This window comes from Pseudarthrobacter sp. TE9888 (assembly GCF_056279345.1).
This window is the reverse complement of record NZ_JBWBRD010000002.1, coordinates 2,313,325-2,331,234: the sequence shown is the minus strand read 5'-3', so window position 1 is coordinate 2,331,234 and position 17,910 is coordinate 2,313,325. Positions and strand designations below refer to the sequence as shown.

The 17,910-nt window shown below is 66.6% G+C and carries 18 protein-coding genes; 2 read left to right on the top strand and 16 right to left on the bottom strand.

The window, feature by feature from the left end:
• Positions 1–24: 24 nt before the first annotated feature.
• The 4 genes from iolD to ACZ9J7_RS11475 all read right to left on the bottom strand — a co-directional run bounded on the left by iolD (position 25) and on the right by ACZ9J7_RS11475 (position 4,547).
• Positions 25–1,974 (bottom strand): 3D-(3,5/4)-trihydroxycyclohexane-1,2-dione acylhydrolase (decyclizing), encoded by a 1,950-nt coding sequence (iolD, locus tag ACZ9J7_RS11490; RefSeq protein ID WP_476209482.1) that lies wholly within the window; start codon positions 1,972–1,974, stop codon positions 25–27.
• A gap of 29 nt (positions 1,975–2,003) precedes the next feature.
• The gene (locus ACZ9J7_RS11485; RefSeq protein ID WP_476209480.1) at positions 2,004–2,942 is read right to left on the bottom strand and encodes a Cgl0159 family (beta/alpha)8-fold protein; all 939 of its coding nucleotides are present in this window, start codon (positions 2,940–2,942) and stop codon (positions 2,004–2,006) included.
• Complete coding sequence (iolC, locus tag ACZ9J7_RS11480) at positions 2,939–3,955, bottom strand: 5-dehydro-2-deoxygluconokinase (protein WP_476209479.1); 1,017 nt, start codon at positions 3,953–3,955, stop codon at positions 2,939–2,941. Before iolC ends, ACZ9J7_RS11485 begins: the two co-directional genes overlap by 4 nt.
• A gap of 187 nt (positions 3,956–4,142) precedes the next feature.
• Positions 4,143–4,547 (bottom strand): tautomerase family protein, encoded by a 405-nt coding sequence (locus ACZ9J7_RS11475; protein WP_476209477.1) that lies wholly within the window; start codon positions 4,545–4,547, stop codon positions 4,143–4,145.
• A gap of 149 nt (positions 4,548–4,696) precedes the next feature.
• Here ACZ9J7_RS11475 and ACZ9J7_RS11470 point away from each other — a divergent pair, with 149 nt between their 5' ends.
• Together ACZ9J7_RS11470 and ACZ9J7_RS11465 are read left to right on the top strand one after the other, a co-directional pair.
• Positions 4,697–5,059: an ArsR/SmtB family transcription factor gene (locus ACZ9J7_RS11470; protein WP_476211841.1), complete on the top strand. Its 363-nt coding sequence runs from the start codon at positions 4,697–4,699 to the stop codon at positions 5,057–5,059.
• Positions 5,056–5,538 carry an SRPBCC family protein gene (locus tag ACZ9J7_RS11465; RefSeq protein WP_476209475.1) on the top strand — a complete coding sequence of 161 codons (483 nt, stop codon included), beginning with the start codon at positions 5,056–5,058 and terminating at the stop codon, positions 5,536–5,538. The genes ACZ9J7_RS11470 and ACZ9J7_RS11465 overlap by 4 nt, the downstream gene beginning before the upstream one ends.
• Here the strand turns inward: ACZ9J7_RS11465 and ACZ9J7_RS11460 are convergent.
• From ACZ9J7_RS11460 to sucD, 12 genes are all read right to left on the bottom strand, one after another.
• Positions 5,496–6,314, bottom strand: coding sequence for a triose-phosphate isomerase family protein (locus tag ACZ9J7_RS11460; protein WP_476209473.1), 819 nt, complete (start codon positions 6,312–6,314; stop codon positions 5,496–5,498). The genes ACZ9J7_RS11465 and ACZ9J7_RS11460 overlap by 43 nt on opposite strands.
• 29 nt (positions 6,315–6,343) lie before the next feature.
• A complete protein-coding gene (locus ACZ9J7_RS11455; RefSeq protein WP_476209471.1) occupies positions 6,344–7,690 on the bottom strand; it encodes an MFS transporter in 1,347 nt (448 codons plus the stop codon).
• 83 nt (positions 7,691–7,773) lie between these two features.
• Positions 7,774–8,541, bottom strand: a complete 768-nt coding sequence (locus ACZ9J7_RS11450; RefSeq protein WP_476209469.1) for an SDR family NAD(P)-dependent oxidoreductase — start codon at positions 8,539–8,541, stop codon at positions 7,774–7,776.
• Positions 8,542–8,573: 32 nt separating this feature from the next.
• Entirely contained in the window at positions 8,574–9,527 is a 954-nt protein-coding gene (locus ACZ9J7_RS11445; protein WP_476209467.1) for a 3-hydroxyacyl-CoA dehydrogenase family protein, read from the bottom strand.
• Positions 9,524–10,018: a ribose-5-phosphate isomerase gene (locus ACZ9J7_RS11440; protein WP_476209465.1), complete on the bottom strand. Its 495-nt coding sequence runs from the start codon at positions 10,016–10,018 to the stop codon at positions 9,524–9,526. Before ACZ9J7_RS11440 ends, ACZ9J7_RS11445 begins: the two co-directional genes overlap by 4 nt.
• A 12-nt stretch (positions 10,019–10,030) precedes the next feature.
• Positions 10,031–11,752: a dihydroxyacetone kinase family protein gene (locus ACZ9J7_RS11435; RefSeq protein ID WP_476209463.1), complete on the bottom strand. Its 1,722-nt coding sequence runs from the start codon at positions 11,750–11,752 to the stop codon at positions 10,031–10,033.
• 43 nt (positions 11,753–11,795) lie between these two features.
• A complete protein-coding gene (locus ACZ9J7_RS11430; RefSeq protein WP_476209461.1) occupies positions 11,796–12,794 on the bottom strand; it encodes a sugar phosphate isomerase/epimerase family protein in 999 nt (332 codons plus the stop codon).
• A gap of 130 nt (positions 12,795–12,924) precedes the next feature.
• Positions 12,925–13,614: a GntR family transcriptional regulator gene (locus ACZ9J7_RS11425; RefSeq protein WP_255174540.1), complete on the bottom strand. Its 690-nt coding sequence runs from the start codon at positions 13,612–13,614 to the stop codon at positions 12,925–12,927.
• Between the two features lie 119 nt (positions 13,615–13,733).
• A complete protein-coding gene (locus ACZ9J7_RS11420) occupies positions 13,734–14,510 on the bottom strand; it encodes an SDR family NAD(P)-dependent oxidoreductase (RefSeq protein WP_476209459.1) in 777 nt (258 codons plus the stop codon).
• A 9-nt stretch (positions 14,511–14,519) separates the two neighbouring features.
• Positions 14,520–15,869, bottom strand: coding sequence for an MFS transporter (locus tag ACZ9J7_RS11415; RefSeq protein ID WP_476209457.1), 1,350 nt, complete (start codon positions 15,867–15,869; stop codon positions 14,520–14,522).
• 219 nt (positions 15,870–16,088) lie between these two features.
• Entirely contained in the window at positions 16,089–16,820 is a 732-nt protein-coding gene (locus tag ACZ9J7_RS11410; protein WP_476209455.1) for a FadR/GntR family transcriptional regulator, read from the bottom strand.
• 182 nt (positions 16,821–17,002) lie between these two features.
• Positions 17,003–17,905: a succinate--CoA ligase subunit alpha gene (gene sucD, locus ACZ9J7_RS11405; protein ID WP_104996906.1), complete on the bottom strand. Its 903-nt coding sequence runs from the start codon at positions 17,903–17,905 to the stop codon at positions 17,003–17,005.
• Between the last annotated feature and the right edge of the window lie 5 nt (positions 17,906–17,910).

The following is a 17,910-nucleotide window of genomic DNA, read 5'->3' as shown; positions in this document are numbered from 1 at the left end:
TCCTTGAGTAGTGAGAAAGCGTGGTTAGCCGAGCAGTTTGCGCTGGCGTGACTTGTGATCGACGTAGGTCTGGAAGGCCTGTTTGGTGGAGTCCAGTTCGGAGACCTGGGAGACAGGGACGTCCCACCAGGATTCGGAGGACGGTGCGTCCAGGAGGGGGTCGGATTCGACGTGGATCAGGATCGGGCCACTGTTCTCGGGGGCGGCCTTCGCGTCGCGGATGGCCTGTTCGAGTTCCGAGATGACCTTCTCCCCCGGCTCGATCCGGATGACCTTCACGCCGAGGGACTCGGCGTTCAGGGCCAGGTCCACGGGCAGGGTCTCGCCCTCGTCGAAGCTGTGCTGCTCCTCGTTCAGGGCCCGGTACTGGGTACCGAACCGCTGCGAACCGAGCATCTCGGACAGCGAGCCGATGGAGGCATAACCGTGGTTCTGGATCAGGACCACGATCAGCTTGATGCGTTCGGCGACGGCGGTGACCAGTTCGGTGTGCATCATCAGGTAGGAGCCGTCCCCCACCATCACGACGACGTCCCGCACCTGGCCACCCGGCCCGCTTGCCGCCGTCGTACTGGCTGCTTCGGCGATTGCTGCACGCTTGACGCCCAAGCCGCCGGGGATCTCGTAGCCCATGCAGGAGTAGGCGTATTCGACGTGGTAGCCGAACGGGTCCCGGACCCGCCACATCTTGTGCAGGTCACCAGGCAGGGACCCGGCGGCGCAGATGACCACGTCGCGGGCGTCCATGGCCCGGTTGGTGGCGCCGATGATCTCGTTCTGTGCCGGCAGCGGGGTGTAGCGGGTGTCGAAGGCTTCGTCCACTGTGGCGTTCCAGCGCTTCTTCTCCGCAGCGATCTTCTGTTCCAGGTCCGCCCCGACGCGGTAGCCGCCCAGGGCGGCGTTGAGCTTGACCAGGGCCTTGCGGGCGTCGGCGACGATCGGCAGCGCAGTGCCGTGCTTGTAGGCGTCGATCGGGGCGACGTTGATGTTCACGAACCTCACGTCGGGGTTCTGGAACGCGGTCCGGGACGCGGTGGTGAAGTCCTCGTAGCGGGTGCCGATGCCGATGATCAGGTCCGCCTCGGCAGCGATGGCGTTGGCCGCCGTCGTGCCGGTGGAGCCGATGGCACCGAGGGAGAACTGGTGGTCCCACGGCAGGACGCCGACGCCCGCCTGGGTGTTGCCCACCGGAATCCCGGTCAGCTCGGCGAACTTCGCCAGTTCCTCGTTGGCGTAGGCGTAGAGGACGCCGCCGCCGGCGATGATGAGCGGGCGCTTCGCGGCCCGGATGGCCGCGGCGGCGCGGGCGATGTCCTCGTCGTCGGCGTCGGGGCGGCGGATCCGCCACTCACGCTCGGCCAGGAACTCGGCCGGGACGTCGAAGGCCTCGGCCTGGACGTCCTGCGGCAGGGAAATCGTGACAGCGCCGGTCTCGGCCGGGTCCGTGAGGACGCGCAGTCCGTGGTGGAACGCGGAGAACAGCTGCTCGGGCCGGTTTACCCGGTCGAAGAACTTGGACAGCGGCCGGAACGCGTCGTTGACGGTGATGTCGTAGGCGTACGGCTGCTCGAGCTGCTGCAGGACAGGGTCGGCGGCGCGGGTGGCGAACGTGTCGGATGGCAGCAGCAGCACCGGGAGCCGGTTGGTGGTGGCCAGCGCGGCACCGGTGAGCAGGTTGGAGGAACCCGGGCCGATGGAGGTGCTGATGGCGTAGGTCTGGCGGCGGCGGGTGTGCCGGGCGTAGCCCACGGCCTGGTGGACCTGGGCCTGTTCGTTCCGGCCCTGGTAGTACGGCATCAGGGCCGGGTCCAGTTGCTGGTACTGCTTCAGCGCCTGGCCCACGCCGGCCACGTTGCCGTGCCCAAAGATCCCGAACGTGCCCGGGATGAGCCGCTCACGGTAGTCAACGCCGCCCACCGTGTCCACGGTGTACTGCCGGGAAAGGTATTCGACGACGGCCTGCGCCACCGTCATTCTGCGCGTTCCTGTTGGTGTGCCCATGGCTAGTTCTCCGGAAGTTCTGTGGTGTGGTGCAGGAGGGAGGCTGCCGCGGCAACGGCACCGGCGACGTCCCCGTCCGCGGGGTAGAGCAGCGTCCGGCCCACCGTCAGGCCCTGGACAGCGGGGAGGGCCAGCGCGGCACCCCAGGTGGCGAAGACCTCGTCCTGGGACCCGTCCGGGTCCCCGCCCAGCAGCACGGTCGGCATGGTGGTGGCGGCCATGACGCGTTCCATCTCCGCCACCACGGGAAGCTTCATCCAGGTGTAGGCGCTGGTGGAGCCCAGGCCCTCGGCGATGGCGATGGACTTGATGACGGCATTGGGAGAAAGGTCGTTGCGGACCCGGCCGTTCTCGCGGACCGACAGGAACGGCTCCACCATGGCGATCAGCTTCCGTTCCGCCAGCGAGTCGATGGCCCTGGCGGTCGCTTCCAGGGTCACTACGGTGTCCGGGTCGCCCAGGCAGATACGGGTCAGCATCTTGCCGCCGTCCGCACCAAGGGCCGCCAAAGCGGCGGCGGTGTGGCCGGTGAACCGGTCATCGAGCTCGTTGACCAGGCCGGACAGCCCGCCGCGGTTCATCGATCCGAACACCAGCTTCCCGTCCAGGGCGCCCAGCAGGAGCAGGTCGTCCATGATGTCCGGGGAGGCCAGGACACCGTCGACGGCCGGGTTGGCCAGGGCGATCTGCAGCCGGTCCAGCAGCTGGCGCCGGTCCGCCATGGCCACCGGATCGCTGCCGACAGCCAGGGCGCCGCGGGCGGGGTGGTCGGCGGCGACGATGAAGTTCTGCCGGCCGGCCTTCACGCCCGGGTGGCGGCGGCGGGACTTCGCCGCGCGGGCCACGGCGTCCGGGTCTTCGAGGCGGATGGTGCTCAGGTGCTCATAGCGGCGCGGATCATCATCCACGGCGTGGTTCGAGGCGAGGGGCGTGAGGGTCACAGTGCTGCTCCTTCGGGAATGGAAGCGCCGGAGACCGTACCGGGCACGGTACGTCCGCGTTCGGCCAGCAGCGAGGTGACCTCGCCGGGCGTCGGCATCGCGTCGGCGCAGGACAGGCGGGAGGCCACAATGGCACCGGCGGCGTTGGCGTAGTCCAGGACCTGCTCCAGCGGCCAGCCGGACAGCAGCCCGTGGCAGAACGCGCCACCGAACGAATCCCCGGCGCCGAGGCCGTTAAGGGTTTCAACCGGGACGGGGGCGGAGACCACGCGCTCGGTGCGCGTCTTGGCCATCACGCCTTCAGCGCCAAGCTTGACGACGGCGATTTCCACGCCGGCGGCCAGCAGCCGGTCCGCCTGCTCGTCAGGGGTTCCTTCCCCTACGGCGACGGCGCATTCCTTGTCATTGCCGATCGCGACGGTGACGTGCGGGAGGATCCTGGCCACTTCTGCGCGGGCTTCCTCTTCGGACGCCCAGAACATGGGACGGTAGTCCAGGTCCAGGACAGTGAACTGCCCCTCGGCCAGTTCGGTGCGGGGCCGGGCCTGGTGCGCGGCGATGTGCGCGGACCGGGAAGGTTCCTGGCACAGGCCGGTCACCGTGGACCAGAAGATGCCGGCCCCGCGGATGGCATCCAGGTCCAGCTCTTCAGACTTGATCTGCAGGTCCGGAGCGGTGGGGAAACGGCCGTAGAAGTACAGCGGGAACTCGTCCGTGGCGGGCTTGATCGCGCAGAATGTCACCGGTGTCTGCAGGCCGGCGACCGGCGTGACGAAGGTGTCGTCGACGTTGAACTTGTGCAGTTCCCGGTGGAGGTAGGTGCCGAATGCATCGTCCCCGGTGCGGGTAATGACGCCGGCCCGGCGGCCGTGCCGGGCAGCGGCGACGGCGACGTTGGACGGTGAACCGCCAAGGTATTTGCCGAAGGAGCTGACGTCCTCCAGGCCAACCCCGATGTCGTTCGGGTAGATATCAACGCTGATGCGCCCGATCGTAAGAAGCTCGTGGGTCACGGGAATCGTGGACCTTTCTGGTGTGGAACTCGGATCCTTTGAGGAGCAGGAGTTCCGGGACTGGCAGGCCGTGGCGTGGGCCACAGGGACTACTTTGCCCTAGATCGAATGTCCTGTCAAAGGTTTGTACTGACATACTTACAACAAGCGTTTAGAAAGGCCCCGACCCCAGCAGGGCACGCCCGCGCTACCTTCGGGGAACTGCCAACTCCCCGGTCACGTACTGGGCGCGGCCAAACCCGAAGGACCAGTCGCCGGCAGTGTTCTCGACATAGCCAATGAAGACGTCCTCGCCGGCGACCCCCACTTCGGCAAGCTTTTCGGCCACCGCGGCAAAGAGCCGCTGCTTGGCCTCCTGGGATCGGCCGCCCTGGGTGAAAATCTGGATCATCACCACTCCCCCGGTGCGTTCGAAGCCCAGCCCCGCGTCCTGGGCGAAGATCTGGCCCTGCGGGTGTTCGGTGAGGATGTGGAAGTAGTCCCGCTCCGGGATGCCATACTCCGCGAGAATCGCATCGTGGATGCCGCGGCTCAGCTGCTGCAGCTCATCGGCGGTGCGGCCTTCGTTGACGTCAATGCGAACCAGTGGCATGAAGCTTCTCCTCTAATAGTTTGTACTGACATACTAACAAGGACAATTTTGGCTACGCAAGATCCCCTTGCGCAGGCAATAAGAGCGGTCTTAGTATTAGTCAACTAATAGGTTGATAAAGGCAGAGGTTGATTATGCGAAAGGCGGGAATGGTGGCGGATGACGACGCGGCTTTGGATGTGGCTTTCCTTGCCCTGGCTGACCCCGTCCGTCGACGCATCATTGCCCGGCTGAGCCGTGGTCCGGCCACCGTCAATGACTTGGCCGAACCCTTCGAGATTTCCAAGCAGGCAGTTTCGAAGCACATCCAGGTACTCGAGCAGGCGAATCTGGTTACCCGCAGCAGGGACGCCCAGCGCCGGCCCGTCCACCTGAACCCCGCACGGCTGGAGGCTCTCACCGCCTGGATCGACCAGTACAGGCTGGTCCGGGAAGGGCAGTTCCGCGGCCTCGATGCGGTGCTTGAATCCAGCGCCGGGCACACGGCGCCTAAGGCTAAGGACAGGAAATGACCAACCAACTGAAGATCACGGCCCCCGAGGGACTCCCCTACATCGACTTCGAGCGGGAGTTCGACTTTCCGGTGGCGGACGTGTTCCGGGCCCACAAGGACCCTGAACTGGTGGCCCAATGGCTGGGTCCGCGGGGCATGAAGATGGAAATGGACCACTACGACTTCCGTACCGGCGGAAGTTACCGGTACATCCATACGGGTCCGGAGGGGGTGCCGTACGAGTTCCGTGGCATTTTCCACACGGTGCGCGAGAACGAGTTCGCCCTGCAGACCTTCGAGTTCGGCGGTTATCCGGACTCGGTCAGCCTGGAGTCCATGACATTTGAGGAGCTCGACGGCGGCCGGTGCAGGCTGCGGGGCCACGCCATGTACCAGAGCATGGAGGCGCGTGACGGCATGCTGCACTCAGGCATGGAGGGCGGCATGTCCGAAGGCTACGAGCGGCTGGACGAACTGTTGGCGGGCGTCTCTGTCTGACGCAGGTCGAGGGCCTCGTCCAGTACGCGGCCAAGATTGGCGGCATCATGGGCGAAGCGGCCCAGGAAGAGTCCGTCCGCGGCCGGCAGCCGGGGAAGCAGCCCGGGCCCGGCGCTGCCGCCGTAGATCAGCGGGCAGGTCGGGCCAAGCTCCGCACGGATCTGCGCCAGGACGGCGTTGACGTGCTGCGGCGGGGCGGGCTCTTGCGCACCGATGGCCCAGACCGGTTCGTAGGCCAGGACCAGGCGGTTCAGCAGGGTGGGGTCACCGTCCGTGGCGGCACGGACCTGCTCCACGCAGAAGGCGGCGGCAGCCCCGGCGTCCAGCCTGTCCGGTTCGCCGATGCAGAGCAGCGGGGTGAGGGAATGTTCGACGGCGGCACGCACCTTGCGTGCCACCACGGCGTCATCCTCGCCAAACAGCCGGCGGCGTTCGGCATGGCCGATCTCGACGAGTGAGACGCCAAGTTCGGCCAGCATGCCGGGGCTGACTTCACCGGTCAACGGCCCGTTGCCCCAGGCACAGTTCTGCGCGCCGAGGAGTACCGGCGACCCCGCCAGGATTCGCGCGGCGGGCTCCAGGACCGGGAAGGACGGAATGACGAAGACCCGGACCGGGGACTCCCCGGCGGAATCCATGCCCAGTCCGGGCCTGTCATCGACGATGGAACGCACCTCCGACAGCCAGCGCAGGCTTTCCTGGTAGCCCAGGTACATCTTGGTGCTGACACCAATGTAGAGGGGGCCCGTGCCTGTGCTGCTGCCGGAGGTGCTCATGGTTTCCTTGCGTGGATGGTGTGGTGCGCTCAGTCGAGCAGGTCGTCGGCCTTGTTCTTGAACCGCCTCGTGGCGAACATCATTGCGGCCGCCACGAACGGCAGGACGCCCAGGGCATAGACGCCCATGGAGCCCGTTGGTGACTGGGTGGCCTCGTTTACTGCGGTCCGCAGGATGGGTGCCACGAAGCCGCCCAGGTTGCCCAGGGAGTTGATCAGTCCGATGCCTGCGGCGGCAGCAGACCCGGCGAGGAACGCGGTGGGGTACGACCACACCACGGGGCCAACGGCCAGGAAGCTGCAGACTGCCAGGGTAATGAAGATCATGCCCAGCACCGGCTGGTGGTTGGTCCCCGCCCACGCCGAGCCAAAGATGCACAGGCCGGTGGAGATGAACAGGATGGTGCCGAACTTCCGGCGCTTGGCCACGGTATCTGCCGCCTTGCCGATGAAGTAGCAGGAGAAGATGCCGAAGAACCATGGGACGGCGATCAGCAGGCCGACGGCGAGTCCCACCTTCTGCCCGGTCAGCGAGGATACCTGCTGCGGCAGGAAGAACGTCACGCCGTATACGGCGATCTGCAGGCAGAAGTAGATGACGGTGAAGTACCAGACGCGGCCATTGCGCATGGCGGCGAGAATGCCGCGGGGCCCGGTCTCGTCCTTGATGGTGTCCTCCAGCGCCATGACCTCCTTCAGGGCGTACTTTTCCTCAGGGTTGAGGAACTTGGCCTTCTCCGGGCCGTTGATCAGGAAGAAGAAGGCAGCAATGCCCGCCAGGACAGCCAGCATGCCCTCGACGAAGAACATGACCTGCCAGCCGCTCAGGCCCGGCACCTGGTCGCCAATGTTGATCAGCCAGCCGGACAACGGGTTGCCGATCATCTGGGAGAACGGCTGGGCCAGGTAGAAGATGGCGAACATCTGGACCCGCACCTTGTTGGGGAACCATTCGGCAAGGTACATGATGACGCCGGGGAACAGCCCGGCCTCGGTAACGCCCAGGAGGAAACGCAGGATCACGAACGAGGTCTCGCCCTGCACGAACGCGAAGCAGGCGGAGACGATGCCCCAGGTGATGGCGATGCGCGCCAGCCAGATCTTGGCACCGACCTTCTTGAGGAGAAGGTTGCTGGGGATTTCGAAGATGGCGTAGCCAATGAAGAAGATACCGGCGCCGAGGGCGAAGGCCGCGGCGGACACCCCCTTGTCCGCCCCCAGGGCCGCCTCGGCGAAGCCGACGTTGGTGCGGTCCAGGAAGGAAACGACGTAGAGGATGACAAGCATCGGCATGAGCCGGCGGGCCGCCTTGGAAATCGCGGACTTCAGGACCGGACGGGCCAGGAGTTCCTTGGATGTTGCGGTGGTTTCTGACACAACACTCTCCTTCGAGTGGTGACGTTGGTGGTCCCCCGCAGGCCGGCGGCCTGCGGGGCTTGTGGCATCCGGGGCGGATGCCGTCAATGCATGTACAGGCCGCCGTCGACGTTCAGCGTCTGGCCGGAAATGTAGCCGGCGTCCTCACCGATGAGGAAGGAAATGGCCGCCGCGATGTCGCGGGTGGTGCCCACCCGGTTCACTACCAGGTCCTTGACGAGTTCATCCTTGCGTTCCTCGCTGAGGGTGCCGCCCATGATGTCGGTGTCGATCGGACCGGGTGAGATGGCATTGACCGTGATGTCGTACCCGCCCAGTTCGCGGGCGGTGGCGCGGGTCAGGCCGATGACGCCGGCCTTCGCCACGGAGTACGGGGTTTTGCTGAAGGTTCCGCCGCCGCGCTGCGCGGAAACGGAGGAGATGTTGACGATCCGTCCCACCCGGTTCCTGGCCATCGATTCGGCCGCGCGGCGGGTGGCGTAGTGGACGCCGTTCATGTTGATGTTCACTACGCGGTCCCACTCGGCGCTGTCCAGCTCCAGGTAGGGAACCGGGGAGCTGACGCCCGCGATGTTTGCCAGTGCCACCAGCTGGGGAAGCTCGGCTTCGATCTCGTCGATGGCGGCGCGCACCGAGGCTTCGTCGCCGATGTTGGCGCCGGCGCCGTGGGCTTTGACGCCGTGCTTTTCGGCCAGCTCCCTGGCCAGGTCCTTGCTGGCGGCGTCGTCAAGGTCGATCACGCCGATGTTCCAGCCGCGCTCGGCAAGGTAGTCGGCGGTGGCGCGGCCGATGCCGCGTTCAGAGACCGCGCCGGTGACGATCACCGTGCGCTCTGCGGGGAAAACTGTCATGGAAGGTTCCTTCTGGTTGAGGGAAAGCAGGGCTAGGACAGCGGGGCCGGACCCAGGTCCTCGATGAGCTTCTGCATGGCGACGTAGGCCTTGTTCCGGTAGGCAACCAGGGCGGCGGTGCGCTCTGCCGGGACATCAAGGAAGCCGGAGCCGGTCTTGGTGCCCAGCTGGCCGGCGTCGACCTTTTCCTGGAGGATCTGCGGGGTGGCGAACCGCTCCGGGAAGCCGGTCTGCAGTGACTTGTAGCAGAAGGCGTACACATCCAGGCCTGCCATGTCGGCGATGGCGAAGGGGCCGAAGAACGGCAGGCGGAAGCCGAAGGTGGTGCGGACCAGGGTGTCCACGTCCTCGGCGGTGGCGATGCCTTCCTCCACCACCTGCGCGGCTTCGTGGAAGAGGGCGTACTGGAGCCGGTTCAGCACGAAGCCGGTGACGTCCTTGACGGTGGCGGTTTCCTTGCCGGTCTCCCCCACGATGGTGCGGGCGGCCTGGACGGTTGCCCCGGAGGTCCCCTCGTGCGGGATGACTTCCACGCCGGGGATGAAGGGCGCCGGGTTGGAGAAGTGGACGCCCAGGAAGCGCTCCGGGTTGTCCACCACTTCGGCGAGCTTGGCGATGGAGATGGTGGAGGTGTTGGAGCCGATGATGGCGTCCGGCCGGGCGGCGGCGCTGATCCGGCCGAGGGTGGCGTGCTTGATCTCGAGGACTTCCGGCACGGCCTCCTCGATGTATTCGGCGTCTGCTACGGCTTCTTCGATGTCCTTGGCTGCCCAGAGGTTTTCCTTGAGCAGGTCCGTGGCGTTGGCCGGGAAGAGCCCGGCCGCCACGAATTCGTCGGATTCCTTCAGCAGCCGTTCGTAGTTGCTGTGGGCGATTTCGGCGGAGACGTCAGCGAGTGCTACGCGGGCTCCGGCAAGTGCCAGGACCTGGGCGATTCCGCCGCCCATGTAGCCGGAGCCGATGACGGCGATGTTACGGGTGCTCATGTGGTTTCAAGTCCTTCCGACGCGCCCTCATAGGAGCAGATGGCGTCTACTTTGGCCGCGGATGCGGAGTTTTCATCGAAGCGGTAGTTGAGCCACTCGCCCACCAGCTTCTTGGCCAGTTCCAGGCCGATGACGCGTTGGCCCAGGGTGAGGACCTGGGCGTTGTTGGACAGCACGGAGCGTTCCACGGAGTAGCTGTCGTGCGCGGTGACGGCCCGGATGCCCGGTACCTTGTTGGCGGAGATGGCGACCCCCAGGCCGGTTCCGCAGATCAGCAGGGCGCGGTCCGCTTCGCCGGCGGCCACCTTGCGGGCGGCGGCGACGGCCAGGTGGGGGTAGGCGGTGGTGTCGTCGGCGCCGACTCCCACGTCCTCCACCGAGGCGACGCGGGGGTCCGCCTCGAGCAGTTCGCGCAGGGCATTCTTGTATTCGACGCCGGCTTCGTCATTGCCGACGACGATGCGCCAGCCTGGCTGGGATTGCTCAGTCATAAGGGTTCTCCTTTAGTGGCTTTCGATGGTGGCGGCGTAATCGGCGATCCTGCGGGCGATGAGGCCGAAGGACACAGCCCCGGGGTCGGGGTGGCCCAGGCTTTTTTCGGCCAGGGGGCGGGCGCGGCCCTTCTTCGGGCTGAGCCCGGCAGTCTCGTCAGCGGCTTTTGCTGCCGCCTCCGCTGCTGCACGGAGGCTCCCGGCCAGGCTGCCGCCGTCGTCTATTGCCCGGTTGAAGGTCTCGGCGAACGGAAGCAGCGCGTCCACCATGGTCTTGTCCCCGGCTTCGGCCTTGCCCAGGGTGATGATGGCGTCGCGGAGTGCGTTGACCGCGGCGGCTGCGTCTGCCGCGGTGTAGGAGTCCTTGCTGCCAAGGGTCCTGCCGACGGCGGTGACGGCAGCGCCCCAGAGGGCCCCGGAAGTTCCGCCGGCGCGTTCGGCCCACTGCTCCCCCGCTGCGGTGAGGAGTTCCTCGAGCCCCGCGCCTGCCGCGTGGGACTTCTCGGCGGCGGCCACGGCGGCATCGACGCCGCGGCGCATGCCGATGCCGTGGTCGCCGTCCCCGGCGATGGCGTCCAGTTTCCCAAGCGCGTCCTCATGTTCGACGACGACGGACCGGGCTTCCTTCAGCGCGCCCACCGCCGTGGCGGCCAGGGCAGTCGACGCCGGGGTGGCGGCCAGCGCCGGCGCCGTTCCCGCCTCGGCGAGGGACTCCACGGACCGGGCACGGCGCGGGGCCAGGTTGCCTTTGCGGAAGGCGGGGGTGTCGGCCGGCGCGGCCCAGAATTTCTCCAGTTCCGCGTCCAGCCAGAACAGCGTCAGGGACAGTCCGGACATGTCCAGGCTGGTTACCAGTTCGCCGCACTCCGGCTCCACGATCTCCAGTCCGGCCCCTGTCAGCAGCGCCTCGATCTTGCCGAACAGCAGGAAGAGTTCGTCGTACTTGACCGTTCCCAGGCCGTTCAGGATCGGCACCACCCTGGTGCCCGCGGGGTCCGGCTTGTCCTTGAGCAGCCCGTCCACCAGGAGCCGGGCAAGTTCGCTGGCGGTGGGCAGGGGCTGCTCGGAGATGCCGGGTTCACCGTGGATGCCGAGCCCCACGGACATCATGCCGTCGGGCACGGTGAACAGAGGTTCGGCTGCTCCGGGCAGGGTGCAGCCGGCAAAGGCAACGCCGAGCGAGCGGGTGTGGTAATTGGCTTTGATGGCGAGGCGCTCCACCTCGTCCAGGTCCAGGCCGGCGTCCGCTGCCGCGCCGGCCACCTTGAAGACTGTCAGGTCCCCGGCGATGCCGCGGCGCTTGGCGATTTCTTCCAGCGGAGCGCTGGCGATGTCATCGGTGACCAGGACGGTCCGGGTTTCGATGCCTTCGGCGTTCAGTTTGTCCTGGGCCTGGCCGAAGTGGAGGACGTCGCCGGCGTAGTTTCCGTAGCTGAGCAGGACTCCCCCGCCGGCTTGGGATGCCTTGGCCACGCGGTACACCTGTCCCGCTGAGGGGGAGGCAAACATGTTGCCGCAGGCGCTGCCGGCCGCCAGCCCGGCCCCCACCAGGCCGGCGAAGGCCGGGTAGTGGCCCGATCCCCCGCCGATGACCAGTGCCACCTGGCCGGCGGGTGATTCGGTGGAGCGGACAACGCCGCCGTCAACGCGCGCAACGTACTGGCGGTTGGCGGCCACGAAGCCGTCGAGGGCGTCGTCTGCGAACTGCGCTGGATCGTCAAATATCTTTGTCATGATTCCTCGTTGAACCGGTTGTCTCGGTTGGGGTGCCTGCCGGCTAGCGTGCGGGGACTGCCGCCGGAGTTTGCCGGCCCTGGGCCACCAGGCTGGTGCCCAGGGCGTAGCCGTCCCGCTTGGGCAGGACCTGGCGGCGCAGGTAGTCCTGGTTGGCGGCGGTGACGCTCAGTCCGTCGCCACCGTAGTGCTCGGTGCAGATGATGCCCTGGAAGCCGACGGAGATGGCGAACTGGAAGGCCTCGCGGTAGCTGATGAGGCCCGATTCCATGGGGGCCGGCATGGCGACGTACTGGTTCCGGGCCTGGTTTTCATCGCGGATGTAGTTCTTGACGTGCCAGTAGTTGGAGTACGGCAGGGTCTTGTGCACCAGTTCGCGCCAGTCCTCGATGGGGCGGTGCAGCCGGATCAGGTTGCCCAGGTCCGGGTTCAGCCCCACGTTGGGCAGGTCGATGTCCTGGACCAGCTGCACGGAGGAATCGCCGGTGCCCAGGTAGGTGTCCTCGTACATTTCCAGGGACACCAGGAGGCCAAGTTCGGCGGCGTGCTTGCCCACTTCGCGGATGCGGGTGACGGCGTTGTTCCAGCTTTCCTTGTCACCCACCGGGTCTTTGTGGCCCTCGACGGTCCAGAACCACAGCTGCTTCCGCTGCTCGGGGGTGATGGCCTGGTGGAGCCCGATCGAGACAACCTCGCAGCCAAGTTGTGCCGCGGCTTCGAGGGTGCGGTGGGTGTAGGCCAGGTTGTCTTCCCAGTTGCCTTCCTCGATCACGCTGCGGCGGATGGCGGAGATGGAGGGAAGTCCAAGGCCGGCAGCCGTGGCGGCGGCCTTCAGTTCGTCCAGCCGGGCGCTGGAGAGGTCGCCGGGGCGGACCCAGCTGTCGGTGAGGTCGGCGTTGGTGAAACCGGCGTCGGCCACTTCCTCGAAGACCTGCTGCCAGTCGCTGGCGGGGGCATCCTGGACGGTGGTTCCGTCGGGCTTGGTTCCGGGGAACTGCAGCAGGGCGGCGGCGATGGGCCAATTTTCAGCGGTGTACGGCATTGTCACTCCAGATCATGAATCGCATTTCCTATAGGATCTACGCTGCTTGTGGATCCTGTCAAGGGTTTATTGGTGGACTCCCCGGGGTGGAGTCGAGGATGAGGGGCCCTGCCGGCCCCTGGGCGTGCTGCTAGCTGCGCACTTCGCTATCGTGCTGCGAGCGCTGCTTGACGCCCTCGATGTGGTCGATCATTTTTTGCCGGGCGAGTTCGGCGTCGCCGGCTTCAAAGGCTTTGAGAATCTCGGTATGTTCGGCGATGGCGTAGTCGGCGTCGGTGACGCCGAGGCCCCCAAAGAAGCGGAATCGCTGCACCTGGCCGCCCAGGGCATTGTAGGCGGACAGCAGGAACTGGTTGTCCGCCGACTCGGCAATGAGCCGGTGGAAGCGTTCGTCCGCTTCCCAGTAGGCCCGGAACTCGGCAAAGGACGGGCCGCGCGGCGCGGCCTTCAGGTCCTCGATGGCCTGCTGGAGCTGCCCGGTCAGTTCCTGGTCCGCATGTTTGCAGGCCATGAAGGCGTTGGCCGGTTCGATCACCAGCCGGGCGTCCATCAGGTCCGCCAGCTCCTCCGGAGAAAACAGCGGGGCTACCCGGTAGCCCCGCAGCGCCATCCGCCGGACCATGCCGGTGGCTTCCAGCCGGGCAAGCGCCTCCCTCACCGGCGTCGGCGAGACATCCAGCTCCCTGGCCATCCCGTCAATGCTGACCGGCGTGCCTGCTTCCAGCCGGCCGTCCATGAGGGCAACCAAAAGCGCCTCGTAGACGTGGTCCGCGAGGACCTGCCTGCTCACCCCGCCGGTGGCCTGGTTCTTGGTTGCCATGTAGAAATCCTATAGCCGCTGCAGGGGCGGGACGTTGCGGATGAGGCGCCCCGGCCTCGGCGCCGTGCGGCCGGCGGGCCGTACGGCACCGTGCGCCGGGTGCCAGGAAAAGAGGAGCGTCAGGAAACCTGCAGGCCGCCGTTGATGTCATAGGTCGCGGCCGTGATGTAGCCGGCATCCTCGCTGAGGAGGAACGCGATCAGGGCAGCCACTTCCTCACGGGTTCCTACCCGGCCCATCATGATCCCTTCAGACATCTGGGCCTTGCGCTCGTCACTCAGCGTTCCACCCATGATGTCCGTGTCGATCGGGCCGGGCGCGATGGCGTTCACCGTGACGTTGTGCCCGCCCACTTCGCGGGCCAGCGCACGTGTGAACCCGAGGATGCCGGCCTTGGAAGCACTGTAGGCGACCTTGGAGTAGGTACCTCCGCCGCGCTGGGCGGAGATGGAGGAGATGCTGACGATCCGCCCGAGTTCCCGCTCAATCATGCCCTTGAGGACGCGCTGGGACACCACGAAGGTGCCACGCACGTTGATGGCGAAGACCTTGTCCCATTCCTCCACGGTGGTTTCCATGAAGGGCGTGGGGGAACTGATTCCGGCCAGGTTGACCAGCCCCACGATGGGCGGCAAGGACTGCTCGATTTCCGTGATGGCCCGGTCCACCGAAGCCTCGTCCGAGACGTCGGCGCCCACGCCGATCGCCTTGACGGCACGGCTGGAGCCGATTTCCGCCGCTGCCGCCCTGGCGTCCTCGGCGTTGATGTCCAGGATGGCGATGGACCAGCCCTGGCTGGCCAGCCGGTCTGCGGTGGCCCGGCCAATGCCCCGGGCCGATGCTGCCCCGGTCAGGACCGCGGTGCGTTCTGCGGGGAATGCGTGCTCTGTAGTCATTGCTGTTTCCTAGTGGGTCTTGGTGGCAGGAACGGTGGCTCCGGGCGCGGAGACACCTTCCGGCCGGTTGCGTGCGTAAAGGTAGGTGGCGACGGCGGTCACGGCGAGGCAGGCGGCCAGGAACACCAGGCCAGTCTGGGAGTTTCCGGTGGCGTCCTTGAGGATGCCCACGATGTAGGGGGCCACGAAGCCGCCCAGGTTGCCGAGCGAGTTGACCATGGCCAGCCCGGCTGCTGCCGCGGCGCCGGTGAGGGCGGCGGACGGCATGGCCAGGAAGGGCGCGATCGCGGAGTAGATGCCCATGGCTGCCAGGGTCAGGAAGACCATGGCGAGTACGGCGTTGACGGGGAGCAGGAAGCCGGCGCCCAGGAGGCCGACGGCGGCAAGCACCATGCTGACGCTGGCGTGCCAGACGCGGTTGCCTGTACGGTCCGACCTCTTGCTCCAGAAGTAGACGAACACCGCTGCGATGGCGTACGGGATGAAGACAATGAACCCCACCTGCGTGGAGTCGAACTTGCCCAGCGCCTTGACGATGGTGGGCAGCCAGAGTCCCAGGCCGTAGATGCCGCAGACCAGGCCGAAATACAGGGCCGAGTAGGCAATGGTGCGGGGGTCCTTCAGGCCGGCGAGGAAGTTGTGGTTTCCGGCTTTCTGCTTGTCCGCGAGCTCCGCAGCCATGGTGGTGGAGAGCCATTCACGCTCTTCAGGCTTGAGCCACTTGGCGTGTTCGGGGCGGTCCGTCATGACGAACGGCGTGATGATGCCCAGGATGATGGCCGGGATGCCTTCGAGGATGTAGAGCCACTGCCAGCCGTGCAGGCCGGCCACGCCTTCCAGGTTCAGGAGCATGCCGGACACCGGGGCGCCGAGGGCGTTGGAGATGGGCTGGGCGAGGATGAAGATGCCCAGCACGGTCACGCGCTGCGCGGCCGGGAACCACAGCGTCAGGTAGAACAGGATCGCCGGGAAGAAGCCGGCCTCGGCCGCACCGAGGAGGAAGCGGATGACGTAGAAGGTCGCTTCACCGTTCACCAGGAACATGGCGGTGGCGAAGATGCCCCAGCTGATCAGGATGCGGGCGATCCATTTGCGGGCGCCGAAGCGGTACATGCCGCCGTTCGATGGGATCTCCAGCAGGGCGTAGCCCAGGAAGAAGATGCCGGCGCCCAGGCCGTAGGCAGCCTCGGTCAGGCCGATGTCGCCCTGCATGCCGAGCTTGGCGAAGCCCACATTGTTCCGGTCCAGGTAGGCGATGAAGTAAAGAAGGACGATCAGGGGCATCAGCCGCCGGCGGACCTTGCGGAGGGTGGTCTCGCCCAGTTGGCTGAGTGCGGGGGCAGTGGCACGGGAGGTCATCGCAGGCCTCCGGTGGTGGTGTGGGGACCCTCAAAAGGGGAATGCGCGCGCATGAAGACTCCTTTGGCTGGCGGCATTTTCGGGGGTGACATCAGATGTCTGATGTCTGACTGAGATTCTAGTCACAGGTAAATGTGGCCGTCAACACCAGGCGCGTGTCAGTCCGGTCCGTGGATCTGAATCGAGTGTTGCCCCGGCAGGGGCTGCGCCGGAGGGGTCCTAGCGGGCCGTCGTTCCGGTCCGGCTGGACATGGCAAGGAACTGCTCGTAGTCCTCAAAGGTCTGGGTGATGTGGGCATCCATGGTGGAGCGGGCCGTGGCGGGGTCGCCGGCAGCGATGGCGGCAAGGACCATCTTGTGGTGGTGGATGGCGTGGCGCTGCACGTCCGGGAAGGCTGAAGTTTCCCTGCGCATGGCGTACAGCAGGGTGGAGAGCTGCCCCAGCAGGGCGGGCACGAACGGGTTTCCGGAGGCGCGCAGCACGGTGTCGTGGAAGGCGATGTCGGCTACGGTCAGCGCGTCCACGTCCCCGGCCTGGTGTGCCGCTTCCATTTGCTCCACGCTGTCCTGCAAGGCGGTAAGATCGGCAGGCCGGTGGCGGGAGGCAGCGAGCTCGGCCGCTCCGGTCTCCACCATGCGGCGCACTTCCAGCAGGCGCAGTGCCACCTGGTCGGAGGCCACTCCCCTGGACGCTGCGCGCATGATGGCGTCCAGCCCGGTCCAGCGCTCCGGCGGGTTGACGAAGGTGCCCAGGCCACGCTTGACGTAGACAACGTCCTGCGCTTTGAGCACCTTCATGGCTTCCCGGGCCGTCAGCCTGCTGACACCGGATTCCTTGGCAATGTCGGCCTCAGGCGGCAGGGCTTCGTCGGCCTTTATTTCCCCGCTGATGATGTGCTCGAGGACCTTGTCCACGACGGCGTCGACCAGGGTGGGTCGTTTTTCTGCCATCGGTAATCCCCTGCCTGCGCGCCCGGGGCGCCCTGTTTTTCCTGTCCCAACATTACTCGACGGGGTTGGGCACGCGCCGCCCGCCGCCGTCGCCATTCGTTAAACAACGAACGCGGGGCCACCCGCAGGTCCGTTCCATGACTGGAAACGGACCGGGGTGGCCCCGCGTTCTGAAGTGCTGCCTACAGGGCGGCGTAGACCTCGCGGAGCAGCTTGGCGGTCTCAGACGGCGTCTTGCCGACCTTCACGCCGGCAGCCTCGAGGGCTTCCTTCTTGGCCTGTGCGGTGCCTGCGGAGCCGGAGACGATGGCGCCGGCGTGGCCCATGGTCTTGCCTTCGGGGGCGGTGAAGCCGGCAACGTAGCCGACGACCGGCTTGGTGACGTTGGCCTTGATGAAGTCGGCTGCGCGCTCTTCGGCGTCGCCGCCGATCTCGCCGATCATGACGATGGCCTTGGTCTCGGGGTCAGCCTCGAACGCGGCCAGGGCGTCGATGTGCGTGGTGCCGATGATGGGGTCGCCGCCGATGCCGATGGCGGTGGAGAAGCCCAGGTCGCGCAGTTCGTACATCATCTGGTAGGTCAGCGTGCCGGACTTGGAAACCAGGCCGATGGGGCCCTTGCCGGTGATGTTGGCCGGGGTGATGCCAACCAGCGCTTCGCCGGGGGTGATGATGCCGGGGCAGTTCGGGCCGATGATGCGGGTGACCTGGTTGCCGTCGGCGTCCACCTTGGACTGGGCCAGGGCCCAGAATTCGGCGGAGTCCTGGACGGGAACGCCCTCGGTGATGACGACGACCAGGCCGATGCCGGCCTCGATGGCTTCGACGACGGCGTTCTTGGTGAATGCCGGCGGAACGAAGACGATGGAGACGTCGGCGCCGGTTTCAGCCATGGCTTCCTTGACGGTGCCGTAGACGTTGATTTCCTTCTCGCCGTGCAGGACCGTGGTGCCGGCCTTGCGGGCGTTGACGCCGCCAACAATGTTGGTGCCGGCCTTGAGCATCAGGGCGGTGTGCTTGGTGCCTTCGCCGCCGGTGATGCCCTGGACGATGACCTTGGAGTCTTTGTTCAGATAGATAGACATGGTGC

What these genes read in the sequence shown, in the direction of transcription:
- iolD (WP_476209482.1), bottom strand. Translation starts at nt 1,974, where the DNA reads ATGACGGTGGCGCAGGCCGTCGTCGAATACCTTTCCCGGCAGTACACC.
- ACZ9J7_RS11475 (WP_476209477.1), bottom strand. Translation starts at nt 4,547, where the DNA reads ATGCCACTGGTTCGCATTGACGTCAACGAAGGCCGCACCGCCGATGAG.
- ACZ9J7_RS11470 (WP_476211841.1), top strand. Translation starts at nt 4,697, where the DNA reads ATGGTGGCGGATGACGACGCGGCTTTGGATGTGGCTTTCCTTGCCCTG.
- ACZ9J7_RS11465 (WP_476209475.1), top strand. Translation starts at nt 5,056, where the DNA reads ATGACCAACCAACTGAAGATCACGGCCCCCGAGGGACTCCCCTACATC.
- ACZ9J7_RS11460 (WP_476209473.1), bottom strand. Translation starts at nt 6,314, where the DNA reads ATGAGCACCTCCGGCAGCAGCACAGGCACGGGCCCCCTCTACATTGGT.
- ACZ9J7_RS11450 (WP_476209469.1), bottom strand. Translation starts at nt 8,541, where the DNA reads ATGACAGTTTTCCCCGCAGAGCGCACGGTGATCGTCACCGGCGCGGTC.
- ACZ9J7_RS11445 (WP_476209467.1), bottom strand. Translation starts at nt 9,527, where the DNA reads ATGAGCACCCGTAACATCGCCGTCATCGGCTCCGGCTACATGGGCGGC.
- ACZ9J7_RS11440 (WP_476209465.1), bottom strand. Translation starts at nt 10,018, where the DNA reads ATGACTGAGCAATCCCAGCCAGGCTGGCGCATCGTCGTCGGCAATGAC.
- ACZ9J7_RS11435 (WP_476209463.1), bottom strand. Translation starts at nt 11,752, where the DNA reads ATGACAAAGATATTTGACGATCCAGCGCAGTTCGCAGACGACGCCCTC.
- ACZ9J7_RS11430 (WP_476209461.1), bottom strand. Translation starts at nt 12,794, where the DNA reads ATGCCGTACACCGCTGAAAATTGGCCCATCGCCGCCGCCCTGCTGCAG.
- ACZ9J7_RS11425 (WP_255174540.1), bottom strand. Translation starts at nt 13,614, where the DNA reads ATGGCAACCAAGAACCAGGCCACCGGCGGGGTGAGCAGGCAGGTCCTC.
- ACZ9J7_RS11420 (WP_476209459.1), bottom strand. Translation starts at nt 14,510, where the DNA reads ATGACTACAGAGCACGCATTCCCCGCAGAACGCACCGCGGTCCTGACC.
- ACZ9J7_RS11415 (WP_476209457.1), bottom strand. Translation starts at nt 15,869, where the DNA reads ATGACCTCCCGTGCCACTGCCCCCGCACTCAGCCAACTGGGCGAGACC.
- ACZ9J7_RS11410 (WP_476209455.1), bottom strand. Translation starts at nt 16,820, where the DNA reads ATGGCAGAAAAACGACCCACCCTGGTCGACGCCGTCGTGGACAAGGTC.
- sucD (WP_104996906.1), bottom strand. Translation starts at nt 17,905, where the DNA reads ATGTCTATCTATCTGAACAAAGACTCCAAGGTCATCGTCCAGGGCATC.